Origin of the sequence: Serratia sp. BNK-12, assembly GCF_047456085.1 — a bacterium.
In the GTDB taxonomy this organism is placed as follows: domain Bacteria; phylum Pseudomonadota; class Gammaproteobacteria; order Enterobacterales; family Enterobacteriaceae; genus Serratia; species Serratia liquefaciens.
The window spans coordinates 2,295,820-2,308,064 of the sequence record NZ_CP179896.1 but is presented as its reverse complement, the minus strand read 5'-3'; the positions used below and the strand labels follow the sequence as shown (position 1 = coordinate 2,308,064).

Sequence of the window (12,245 nt, the reverse complement as noted above, 5' to 3'; positions counted from 1 at the left end):
CTTAACATTATTTTATCTCGCCAATCGAATCGGTGAGGATATCCCCTACGTTGAGCTTATTAAACGACAGGATATCGCACTGATGAACAGCCATCGCAATCGCCGACTCTCGCAGTTTCTACTCGCTTTAGCCGCAGGTTTCTCTGTTTATGGTCACGCGCTGTGTTGTGATGACCAAGGCTGATACTGTCATTCCATGTCCCTCTGCGGGCATGTTGCCATTTTGTCTTGCCGCCGTTGCCTGCTGCACCGGTGGCTGTTGCTCATGATTAAGGATCATCCCCTATGGAACTACTACGTCGACAACATAATGCCCAGTGGTATCACGAAACCCAAAGCAGCGTGCGCGGTGAGCAGCCGTTGGAGCCGCAGGCGGCCGGCATCCGCGATCGATTTTTGCTGGGGCTGGGCGCTTTTGCCGACGAAGCGCTGAACACCGCGCTGACTGCACGCGCCGGGGTATTTAACGCCTCCCTGGCCGGATATCACGTGCTGTTTCCCGATCGGGTCGAATTGTCACGCACAGTGACATTGTCACCTTATGATCGCCTCAGCACCGCATTAACCGTGGCACAGGTGACCGGCGTTCAGTCTCTTTGTAGCCACTACGCCGCCCGCCTCGCCCCCCTGTACAGCCCCGACGCCTCACGTGAAAGTAATATCCGCCTGGCCCAAATCACCCAGTATGCCCGCCAGCTCGCCAGTCAACCGACGTTGATTTGCAGCAAGGCGTTGCAGCAGCTGAGCGACGTCGGGTTAAGCCCGGCGGATATCGTGACCTTTTCGCAGATTATCGGTTTTGTTAGCTACCAGGCACGCGTGGTCGCCGGCGTGGCTGCCTTGGCCGGGCGGCCAACGGGAGTGGTGCCCGGTTTCCCGAACATCGCTGACGCCGAAGGCATTGTGTTCACCGAGGAAGAACTGGCATGGCAAGCGCGTCTTCCCGTGGTGGTGCCGGAAGAGGCCCGTGCCGAACAGCTCGACGTGCTTGATCAAAGCCATCCCGACGCTCGCAGCGAATCCTATTATCTGTTGCTGGCCCACGATGCGCCCGCGCTGCGTGAACGCAATGGCGTGTTCAACAGTATCAATGCCGACGGTTATGGCCTGTCGGCGCGGCTGAAAGCGCTGGCGACGCTGGCAGTTTCCCGCATTAACGGCAGCCGCTACTGCGCAGCGACCGTCGCACAGGATATTCAACAAGAAGAACTGGTCGGCGCCCTGTTCAATAGCATTGAGCAGGGGCTGGAGAGTACCAATGACCCGGTTAACCAGGCTGTGATCCGCGTAGTAACCGACCTGACCCGCACGCCTGAAAAGTTCACGCCGCGCAGCGTGCAGCCGCTGTTTAACAGTGGGTTGAATCAGGCGCAGGCGCTGGACGTGATCCTCACCGGCGCGCTGTATGCCTGGGAGAACCGCCTGCGTCAAACGCTCGGCGACACCCAACATCTCAGTGAAAACCTGGCGTAATCGCTAGCGCAGCAACCAACCTCGTGCGGCATCAAAGAAATGCTGCGCCAACGGCGATGCGCGTCCCGGCTCGGCGACCACGACCGCAGCATGACGTGACATCGCCGCGATCGCTATCGGTCGGTGTTGCAACTCCGGCATCATTGCCGGTAACAGGTTGCCATGCGGGAAAAGCCCACAGCCCAGACCGACGAAAATGCCCTGCAACAGTTGGAATATTGAGGTGGTTTCCATTCGAACGTGCAGCGTCAGTCCGGCTTCACGGAAGTTTTGATCAAGATAACGGCGGAAGTAACGCGTCGGCTCAGCCAGGCACAGTGGCAGCGTGGCTACATCCTCCAGCGTCAGGGGGGTATCTCCTACCAACTCAGGAAAATGCTGCGGGTGGAAAACCAGCTCGACCCCTGCGTCCGCCAATGGCTGGGACTGAAAGTGCAGCTCTTGCAGCGTGGAAAGCTCGAAGAAACCGATGCCGACATCTACGGTATGTGCCGTCAACGCCTCCAGCAACTGATCGGCACTCAGCACCGCTACCCGATAATCCAGCTGAGGGTAACGCTCACTGACGTCCTTTAACATTTGCGCCAGCGAGATGCTGCATTGCGGTACCACTCCGATGCGCAACGTGCCGTTAAGCCCGTGTTTAAGCGACTCGACCTCTAGCTTCAGCCCCTGATAAACCGACACGATCTCACGCGCCCACGACAGCACCCGCTCGCCTTCGGCAGTAAAACCTTCGAAGTTGTTACCGCGGTTGATTAAGGATACGCCCAGCTCTTTTTCCAAATTTTTCAGCCGCATAGACAATGTCGGCTGACTGACAAAGCTGGCCTCTGCCGCACGGCCGAAGTGGCGCTCGCGTTCGAGATTACACAGGTAGATCAGTTGCTTAATATCCATAAAACGGCTCAATAAGTCATGACTGACCTGAGTATACCATCGCTGTAGGGTTTCGGGCGCAGCTGGCTACGCCCGGAGGGGTCAAATCTTCAGTTTTACGTAGTCCATCAATCGTGAGAACGCGCCGCCTTGCTGGACCGGTTGCAATGCCACCAGCGGCAAGGTTTTGAGCAGCTTGCCGTTATCGCTGATACGGATTTCGCCAATCGTCTGCCCTTGGGTCAACGGGGCATCCAGGCGCGGAACGCTGACCACATACTGCGCCTTCAGTTTGTCGGCTTCACTTTTCGGCAGGCTGAGATATTCCTCTTTTGCACTGCCCACCGCGACCTCATGACGGTCGCCATACCACACTTTTTCCTGCCCCAGATTTTGCCCGGCGCTGAACAGATGCACGGTGGTGAAATCACGCAGGCCCCAGGTCAGCAATTTGCGCGCCTGCTCTTCACGCCCTTTCGAACTTTTACCGCCCATCACCACCGCAATCAGCCGCCGGTCTCCTTCAGTGGCCGAGGCAATAATGTTAAAGCCGGCCGAGGCGGTATGCCCGGTTTTCAACCCGTCGACGTGCAGGTTTTTATCCCACAGCAGCCCATTGCGATTTTGCTGGGTGATGCCGTTCCAGGTCAGCGATTTCTCGCTGTACATGTGATACTCCGCCGGTTCGCTCATGATGATAGCGCGTGAAATCACCGCCAAATCGCCCGCCGTAGTGAATTGCCCCGGCGCATCCAGCCCATGCACGGTTTCGAAATGGGTATTCTGCAGGCCAAGCTGGGCACTCTTTTCATTCATCAACTTAACGAATGCCGCCTGGCTACCTGCCACATAATCCGCCATCGCGACACAGGCATCGTTGCCCGAATCAATGATGATACCGCGGCTGAGATCGCGAACCGTGACCCTGTCACCTGGCTTTAAGAACATCAATGATGATCCCTTAAACACCGGGTTGCCCTGAGCCCAGGCGTCATTGCCCACCGTCACCACGTCATCCAGGCCAATTTTGTGCTGATCGAGCGCGTGATCAATCACCAATCCGGTCATCAGCTTGGTCAGGCTGGCTGGGTTGCGGCGCTGATCTGCGTTTGCCTGCGCCAACACCTGTCCAGTGGTGTAATCCATCAATACGTAAGAGGCGGCGTCTATCGCCGGCGGTGTGTTTTGCGCAATACTGAAGGGAATATCTGCTGCCTGTACCGCCAGCGGCACTAACATGCCGGCGATCATCACCCATACTGAACGCTTCAATCACTGTTCCTCAGGCCCTGCGGGCTAAATAAAATGCCAATATAATCCGTGATATAGACTGCATTAATTATCGGGAAAGCGGAATCGTTACTCTTTTTCAGCAGATGTCATAATGCAACGATTTGTTTGCCCGGTACCGCTACGCGATAAATCTGCTCTATGCCGCCATTGTCCCATTCGATTAGACGCTCACACCGCCCCAACCTAAACTTGTGACATAAACACTGAAAGCGCTTAAAAAAGCGTTCACTTATTAGCTACATCACCTGCGAAGAACAATATGAAATTTAAACCGTCAATAAAGCCGTATACCGGCGCGGCGGGCGGCTGGGGTTCACTCGAAGCCACTACCCGCTATGTGCTCGACAGTAAACAGACGCTGCAAAACCTGCGTAACCTGATGCGCGTGAATAAGGCTCGCGGCTTCGACTGCCCAGGTTGTGCCTGGGGCGACGACAACCACAGCACCTTCAGTTTCTGCGAAAACGGCGCCAAAGCGGTCAGTTGGGAAGCCACGCGTAACGCGGTCGAGCCGGAGTTTTTCGCGGCTCACAGCGTCAGCACCCTGCTGCAGCAAAGTGATTATTTCCTGGAATACCAGGGCCGTCTCACCCACCCCATGCGCTATAACGCCGAAACAGACCACTACCAGCCGATCAGTTGGCCGGACGCACTGGCGTTAATCGCCCAGCATATTAACCAGATGGATAACCCGAACCAGATCGAGTTGTATACTTCGGGCCGCGCCAGCAATGAAGCTTCTTATCTGTATCAATTGTTTGGTCGTATGCTCGGCACCAGCAATTTCCCTGACTGCTCCAATATGTGCCACGAAGCCAGCGGCGTGGGCCTCAAACAAAGTATCGGCGTAGGGAAAGGCACCATTCGCATGGACGACTTTGAAAAAGCCGATGCCATCTTCGTGTTTGGCCAGAATCCTGGCACCAACCACCCGCGCATGCTGCATAGCCTGAAAAATGCCGCCAACCGCGGTGCGCGCATCGTCAGTTTTAACACCCTGCGCGAACGTGGCCTCGAGCGTTTTGCCGATCCGCAAAGCCCGATTCAAATGCTGACGCCCAAGTCGTCGCCGATCAGTTCATCCTATTACCAACCCAACCTCGGCGGGGATATGGCGGCCGTGCGCGGCATGGTGAAAGCGCTGCTGGAAAGTCATCGTGAGCGCCTGGCGGCCGGTGAACCCGGCCTGTTCGATCAGGCATTCATCAGTCAACACAGCGTCGGCGTCGAGGCGTATCTGGCGCAGGTCGATGCTACGACCTGGCAACAAATCACCCAGCAGTCCGGCCTCAGCGAGGAACAATTGCGTCAGGCGGCGGCGATTTATCAGGGTGCCGAACGCGTGATCTGCACCTGGGCGATGGGCGTCACCCAGCATAAGCATTCTGTGCCAACGGTACGTGAGATCACCAACCTGCAGCTGCTGTTCGGTCAGTTGGGTAAACCGGGCGCCGGCCTGTGTCCGGTACGTGGCCACAGCAACGTGCAAGGCAACCGCACCATGGGCATTGATGAGAAGTCCCCCAAGGCACTGCTCGACAGCCTGGAGCAGCACTTTGACTTCTCGCCGCGACGCGAGCCGGGCCATAACACCGTAGAGGCCATTGAGGCGATGCTGCGCGGTGAGGTTAAGGTCTTGCTGGCGTTGGGCGGCAATCTGGCCGCGGCTGCGCCGGACACCGAACGCACTGCCCGTGCCCTGCGCTGTTGTGATCTGACTGTGCATATCAGCACCAAGCTCAACCGCAGTCATCTGGTCACCGGCAAAGACGCGCTGATCCTGCCGACCCTGGGCCGTACCGAACAGGATATGCAGGCCAGCGGCCCACAGTACATTACGGTTGAAGACTCTTTCAGCATGGTGCACGCGTCGGAAGGCGTCGGTAAACCACTTGCGGAGACCCAGCGTTCAGAAACCGCCATCGTATGCGGCATCGCCGATGCGGTGTTGGGCAACCAGCAGCTCGACTGGCTGGAGCTGGCAGACGATTATTCGTTGATCCGCGACCATATCGCCGCCACCATTCCCGGTTTCGAAGATTTCAACCGGCGCTGCGACCAGCCCGGTGGTTTCTACCTGGGTAATGCCGCCGCAGAACTGCGCTTTGACACCCCAAGCGGCAAGGCCGAGTTTAGCGCTGCGCCTCTGCCAACCAGCCTGTTCCCGCAGTTGGATGGCCGACAGGCGCCCTTCACGCTGCAAACACTGCGTTCGCACGATCAGTACAACACCACTATCTACGGACTGGATGACCGTTACCGCGGCGTCTACGGCCAACGAGAGGTGCTGTTTATACACCCTGAAGATCTGGCGGCGTTGGATATGCAAGACGGTGAGCTGGTAGAGATTGAAACACTGTGGAATGACGGCATTACACGTAAGGTCAGTGGCTTCAAACTGGTAAGCTACGATATCCCACGCGGTAATCTGGCGGCTTACTATCCAGAGACTAACCCGTTGGTTCCGCTTGCCAGCTTTGGTGACGGCACCGGCACGCCAACGTCGAAGTCGATACCGGTGGAGATCCGCCGTTGTGTGGCGCAACCGACGCTGCGTATTGCCTGAATGGATGCGCCCGGTTCACGCCGGGTGCATTAACAGATCGAGCGCCGTCTGCAACTCGTCAGAGAGCTGATGGCGGCGCCACACGAAGTACAAATTGCTGACCCCTTCCGCCCCCATTTCCACCACTTTTAACGCCTGCTCAGGCAGGATCATCGGCAGCAAAGACCCCGGAACACAGGCGACGCCACAACCCGCTTTTACGCAGGCTGCCATCGCCGTGTACGACTCCATCTCCAGCGTCATCCGCGGCTTTAGCTGGCGTGAGGCCAACCAGCGATCGATTTTCAGGCGGAAAGAACACTCGCGGCTGAAAGTATAAAACTCTAACTGTGCCAGGGTTGCGGCGTCCAGCTGCGGCACCGAGGCCGGCATCAACAGCACCAGGCGCTCATCAAACGCCGCGCGACTGGCCAGCAGCGGGTGCTCTATCGGCCCGTCGGTCAACGCCAGATCGATCTCGCTGTCAATCAGCATCCGTTCCAGCACCAGCGAGTCTCGACTCAGCACGTTGACCTGCATGTGGGGCTGGCTGCGGCGCAAGTGAGCGATGCGTGACGGCAGGTGACTGATCAGAGAAAAATCCAGCGCCCCCAGATTCAGCAGGCCCTGCGGTTGACGACCGGCGAACAATTGTTGGCTGCGGTCTGCCAGCGTCAGGATGTCGACGGCCTGTTGATAGAACTGTCGGCCTTTCGGCGTGACATAGAGCCGGTTTTTATCGCGAAAAAACAACTCGCCGCCAAGTGAGTCTTCTAACTCTTTGATGCGCAACGTGACGTTGGAGGGGACACAGTGCAATTCCCGCGCGGCGGCGGCAATGGTTTTATACTCCACCACGGCGCAGAAAAATCTAAGCTGACTCAGCTTCATGATTCATTCACTTTTAGTTAGTGTTTTGGTTAGAAACAATCACTTTAGATTAGCATTTATTTGCCATAGAGTCGTATCGACAACCTAAGAGGGATCCCTATGCCACTGAATGATTTACTGAACCTGCCGGGCGTAACCGCGCAGCCGGAAACCGTCACCGACGGCTACGTGTTCAATCACACCATGATCCGCGTGAAGGACTTAACCCAAGCGCTGGACTTTTATACCCGCGTGCTGGGCTTTACCCCGGTGTATCTGGAAACCTTCAATGAAGCCGCGTTTACCATTTGCTACCTGACCCGCAGCCCGCGCGACCAGATCCCACAGGATGACGATGCCCGTAAACGCTGGGTCCTGAGTCAACCGGGTATTTTGGAGCTCACCCATAACCATGGCACCGAGCAGCAGGCTGATTTTCATTACCACAACGGCAACAGTGAGCCGCGTGGCTTTGGCCACCTCTGTGTGACGGTGCCTGACGTGCACGCTGCCTGCGAGCGTTTTGAGCGCCTTGGCGTGAACTTCCAGAAACGTCTGCATGAAGGTCGCATGAATTACGTGGCCTTTATCAAGGATCCCGACGACTACTGGATTGAAATCCTGCAGCCTACGCCGCTACAGAACTGATTTACTCCCCGTTTCCCCCCGGCGTTTCGAGCCGGGGTTTTCTTCCCGCCTTTTGAACGCCCAATATTCCATAAAATCGCGCCCCAACGCGGGAAAACCGTGACGTTTGGCTTGCCCGCAGCGGGTGATTCGCGTAAAACTGTCAGCCGCAAATCTTGCCACTCACAACCCATTCACTGGACGATATGTTTCAAGATAACCCGCTGCTGGCGCAGCTTAAACAGCAACTTCACTCTCAGACCCCGCGCGTTGAAGGCGTAGTAAAAGGGACTGAGAAAGGCTTTGGCTTTCTTGAGGTCGACGGTCAAAAAAGCTATTTCATTCCGCCACCGTACATGAAGAAAGTCATGCACGGGGACCGAGTGACCGCAACCCTGCATACCGAGAAAGAACGTGAAATCGCCGAGCCGGAAACCCTGATCGAGCCCTTCCTGTCGCGCTTTGTCGGCCGTGTGCAAAAGCGTGATGACCGTCTGTCCATCGTACCCGATCATCCGTTGCTGAAAGATGCGATCCCTTGCCGTCCGGTGCGTGAACTGAAGCATAACTTCCAGGCCGGTGACTGGGCGGTAGCGGAAATGTGCCGCCACCCGCTGAAAGGCGATCGCGGCTTCAACGCCGATCTGACCCAATTTATTACTGACGGTGAAGATCACCTTGCGCCGTGGTGGGTCACGCTGGCCCGTCACAGCCTGGAAAAAGAAGCGCCGGAGATGATCGCTATCGATGAGCCGGATGCTTCCGTGCCGCGTGAAGATCTGACCGCTCTGAATTTTGTCACCATCGACAGCGCCAGCACCGAAGATATGGACGATGCGCTGTTTGTGCAGGACAACGGCGACGGCTCGCTGCAATTGACCATCGCCATTGCCGATCCGACCGCCTACGTCGCGCAAGGCAGCGCGCTGGATGAAATCGCCCGCAAGCGCGCCTTTACCAACTACCTGCCAGGTTTCAACATCCCTATGTTGCCGCGCGATCTGTCAGACAACCTGTGTTCACTGCGTCCGAACCAACGCCGTCCGGTGCTGGCTTGCCGCGTGACCATCGGTGCAGACGGCGCATTGGGTGACGATATTCGCTTCTTCGGCGCCGAGATCGAATCAAAAGCCAAACTGGTTTATGACGAAGTCTCCGACTGGCTGGAAGGCATTGCCGGCTGGCAGCCGCCGAGCGATGAAATCGCACAGCAAATCACCCTGCTCAAGCGCGTGTGCGATGCACGTAACGCCTGGCGCCACCAGCATGCTCTGGTATTCAAAGATCGCCCAGACTACCGCTTTGTGCTGGGTGAAAAAGGCGTAGTGCTGGAGATCATCACCGAACAGCGCCGCACCGCCAACCGCATCGTTGAAGAGTGCATGATTGCTTCCAACGTCTGCGCCGCCATTGTGCTGCGCGACAGTCTGGGCTTTGGCATTTACAACGTGCACACCGGTTTCGATCCACTGCTGGTTGAGCAAGCCGTAACCGTGCTGCAAGCCAACGGCGTTGAAGCCGAAGCCGAGAAGCTGCTGACGCTGGAAGGTTTCTGCGAACTGCGTCGTCACCTGGATTCGCAACCGACCCAGTTCCTCGACAGCCGTATTCGCCGCTCTCAGACGTATGCCGAAATCAGCACTACGCCGGGGCCACATTTCGGTCTGGGCCTGGAAGCTTACGCCACCTGGACCTCTCCGATCCGTAAATACGGTGATATGGTCAACCACCGCTTGCTGAAAGCCGTTATCACCGGGCAGTCCGCAGAGAAACCGCTGGACGAAGTGACAATCCAACTGGCCGAACGTCGTCGTCTGAACCGGATGGCGGAACGTGACGTTGGCGATTGGCTCTACGCGCGCTACCTCAAGGATAAAGCAGGCACCGATGAACGCTTCAACGCGGAAATCATCGACGTAACCCGCGGCGGCCTGCGCGTTCGTCTGCTGGACAATGGCGCAGTGGCCTTTATCCCGGCGCCCTTCATTCACGCGGTACGTGATGAAATGGTATGCAGCCAGGATACCGGCACGGTGCAGATCAAAGGCGAAGTCGTTTATCGCCAGGGGGATACCCTGCAGGTCACCATCGCCGAAGTGCGTATGGAAACCCGCAGCGTGATCGCCAGACCGGCGGCTTAACCCGCAACATAAACGTTATGCCAGACAAACACCGGACGGGTCTCCCTCCGGTGTTTTTTTATTCCCAGTAACATCCTCATCACCTTGTTTTTACGCTATTACTCAACCGGCTTCACATTTCTCATCCGACCTGCTTCTCTTCGCCTGCAAAACTCCTACTTTTAATTTGTAGCCATTCTCCCTAAGAACACTTCTTTCTTTTTTTCTGCACACCAAGGAGTTGTTGAACATGAAAAACGTCAAGTCCGGGATCATCTGGCTGGTGGTGGCGTTGGTCGGTGCATTCGCCTTCGCCATGCTGGCGCTAAGCCGCGGTGAACACGTCAATGCGGTTTGGCTGGTGGTAGCGGCGGTCGCCTGTTACAGCATCGCTTACCGCTTCTACAGCCTGTTTATCGCCAAAAAAGTCTTTGAGCTCGACGACCGCCGCATGACCCCGGCCGAACGTCGCAACGACGGGTTGGACTATGTCCCCACCAACAAGTGGGTGTTGTTTGGCCACCACTTTGCCGCCATCGCCGGGGCCGGGCCGCTGGTTGGCCCTATTCTGGCAGCGCAAATGGGCTTTCTGCCCGGCACTATCTGGATCCTGGTCGGGGTAATGCTGGCCGGCGCCGTGCAGGACTTCCTGATCCTGTTCATCTCTACCCGTCGTGACGGTCGTTCGCTGGGTGAAATGGCCAAGCAGGAACTGGGTGCCTTCGCCGGAGTGATCACCATGCTGGGCGCGCTGGGGGTGATGATTATCATTCTGTCCGCGCTGGCGCTGGTGGTGGTTAAAGCCCTGGCCGACAGCCCCTGGGGCTTGTTCACCATCGCTGCAACCATCCCAATCGCACTGTTTATGGGCGTGTATATGCGTTTTATCCGGCCGGGTAAAATCGCTGAAATCTCGGTGATCGGTTTTGCGCTGATGCTGCTGGCGATCATCTACGGCGGCAACGTGGCGCAAGACCCCTACTGGGGGCCCTTCTTCACGCTGCACGGCACCACGCTGACCTGGGTGTTGGTGGTTTACGGCTTTGTCGCTTCGGTGTTGCCAGTGTGGCTGCTGTTGGCACCGCGTGACTATTTGTCCACCTTTATGAAGATTGGCGTCATTATCGGGTTGGCTGTAGGTATCGTCTTCGCCATGCCGGAAATGAAAATGCCGGCGGTATCGCGCTTTATCGACGGCAGCGGCCCGGTGTTCGCCGGCTCGCTGTTCCCGTTCCTGTTTATCACCATCGCCTGTGGTTCGATTTCCGGTTTCCATGCGCTGGTCTCCAGCGGTACCACGCCAAAGCTGGTGGAGCGCGAGAGCCATATTCGCTTTATCGGCTACGGCGCTATGCTGATGGAGTCCTTCGTGGCTATCATGGCGTTGATTTGCGCGTCGGTGATCGACCCAGGCGTTTACTTCGCCATGAACTCGCCGGCGGCGCTGATCGGCACCACGGTGGAAAATGCCTCTCAGGTGATTAACAGCTGGGGCTTTATGATCACCCCGGAAACCCTGACGATGATTGCCAAAGACGTCGGGGAACATTCCATCCTGTCGCGCGCCGGCGGCGCCCCGACCTTCGCCGTGGGCATGGCACATATCATTACCGAGGTGTTTAACAGCCGCGCAATGATGGCCTTCTGGTACCACTTCGCCATTCTGTTCGAGGCGCTGTTTATTCTGACCGCCGTCGATGCCGGGACCCGTGCCTGTCGCTTTATGGTGCAGGATCTGGTCGGCGTGGCGATCCCAAGGTTAGCTAACAACCGTTCTTGGTTCGGTAATCTGGCGGGAACCACCGTGGCCGTCGCCGGCTGGGGCTTCTTTGTCTATCAGGGGGTGGTCGATCCGCTCGGCGGCATCAATACGCTGTGGCCGCTGTTCGGAATCGGCAACCAGATGCTGGCCTCGATGGCCTTGATCCTCGGTACCGTGGTGCTGTTCAAAATGAAAAAACAGCGCTATGCCTGGGTGACCATTTTGCCGACCGTCTGGTTGTTTATTACCTCAATGACCGCCGGCTGGCAGAAAATATTCCACGAGAAACCGAGCATTGGCTTCCTGGCGCAGGCGAAGAAATTCTCTGCCGGTATTGAACAAGGCACGCTGATCGCACCGGCCAAGACGCTGAAGGATATGGAGACCATCGTTTTCAGTAACCAGATTAACGCCGCACTGTGCGCTTTCTTTATGCTGGTGGCGGTAACCATGCTGGTCTCCGCCTTCTTTGTGATCCGTCGCGCGCTGAATGCTAGCCAGCCTACGGCGCAGGAGTCGCCGATTGTCCTGCGTGAAAATGTATAAATTCTGTTGGTTATAATCAGGGCGCTGCGGCGCCCTCAGACTGCTGACAAACCTGCGTAAAGGCTAAACCGGTAGGGGTCGAACATGTTCGACCCGATTTAACCCATTGATTATGCTATTGGGCACAGCA

8 protein-coding genes are annotated in these 12,245 nt (G+C 57.0%); 5 read left to right on the top strand and 3 right to left on the bottom strand.

The features are described from left to right. The first annotated feature begins 285 nt into the window (after nucleotides 1-285). Nucleotides 286-1,473 carry a CMD domain-containing protein gene (locus ACMGG1_RS10635; RefSeq protein WP_414161361.1) on the top strand — a complete coding sequence of 396 codons (1,188 nt, stop codon included), beginning with the start codon at nucleotides 286-288 and terminating at the stop codon, nucleotides 1,471-1,473. 3 nt (nucleotides 1,474-1,476) lie between these two features. Here ACMGG1_RS10635 and ACMGG1_RS10630 read toward each other — a convergent pair whose 3' ends face one another. Further along, on the bottom strand, nucleotides 1,477-2,373 hold the full coding sequence (locus ACMGG1_RS10630) for a LysR family transcriptional regulator (protein ID WP_020827110.1): 897 nt from the start codon (nucleotides 2,371-2,373) through the stop codon (nucleotides 1,477-1,479). Nucleotides 2,374-2,454: 81 nt separating this feature from the next. Then, the gene (gene dacD / locus ACMGG1_RS10625) at nucleotides 2,455-3,624 is read right to left on the bottom strand and encodes a serine-type D-Ala-D-Ala carboxypeptidase DacD (protein WP_149573173.1); all 1,170 of its coding nucleotides are present in this window, start codon (nucleotides 3,622-3,624) and stop codon (nucleotides 2,455-2,457) included. Between the two features lie 280 nt (nucleotides 3,625-3,904). Here dacD and ACMGG1_RS10620 point away from each other — a divergent pair, with 280 nt between their 5' ends. Further along, entirely contained in the window at nucleotides 3,905-6,211 is a 2,307-nt protein-coding gene (locus ACMGG1_RS10620) for an FdhF/YdeP family oxidoreductase (RefSeq protein ID WP_414161360.1), read from the top strand. A gap of 15 nt (nucleotides 6,212-6,226) precedes the next feature. Here the strand turns inward: ACMGG1_RS10620 and ACMGG1_RS10615 are convergent, their stop codons facing one another. Then, nucleotides 6,227-7,081, bottom strand: a complete 855-nt coding sequence (locus ACMGG1_RS10615) for a LysR family transcriptional regulator (RefSeq protein WP_122079488.1) — start codon at nucleotides 7,079-7,081, stop codon at nucleotides 6,227-6,229. Between the two features lie 99 nt (nucleotides 7,082-7,180). Between ACMGG1_RS10615 and gloA the strand changes: the two genes are divergently transcribed. The 3 genes from gloA to ACMGG1_RS10600 all read left to right on the top strand — a co-directional run bounded on the left by gloA (nucleotide 7,181) and on the right by ACMGG1_RS10600 (nucleotide 12,115). Next, nucleotides 7,181-7,708 carry a lactoylglutathione lyase gene (gene gloA / locus ACMGG1_RS10610; protein WP_020827114.1) on the top strand — a complete coding sequence of 176 codons (528 nt, stop codon included), beginning with the start codon at nucleotides 7,181-7,183 and terminating at the stop codon, nucleotides 7,706-7,708. Between the two features lie 185 nt (nucleotides 7,709-7,893). Beyond that, the gene (locus ACMGG1_RS10605; RefSeq protein WP_414161359.1) at nucleotides 7,894-9,828 is read left to right on the top strand and encodes an exoribonuclease II; all 1,935 of its coding nucleotides are present in this window, start codon (nucleotides 7,894-7,896) and stop codon (nucleotides 9,826-9,828) included. 229 nt (nucleotides 9,829-10,057) lie between these two features. Beyond that, on the top strand, nucleotides 10,058-12,115 hold the full coding sequence (locus tag ACMGG1_RS10600; protein WP_116690360.1) for a carbon starvation CstA family protein: 2,058 nt from the start codon (nucleotides 10,058-10,060) through the stop codon (nucleotides 12,113-12,115). Nucleotides 12,116-12,245: the final 130 nt, after the last annotated feature.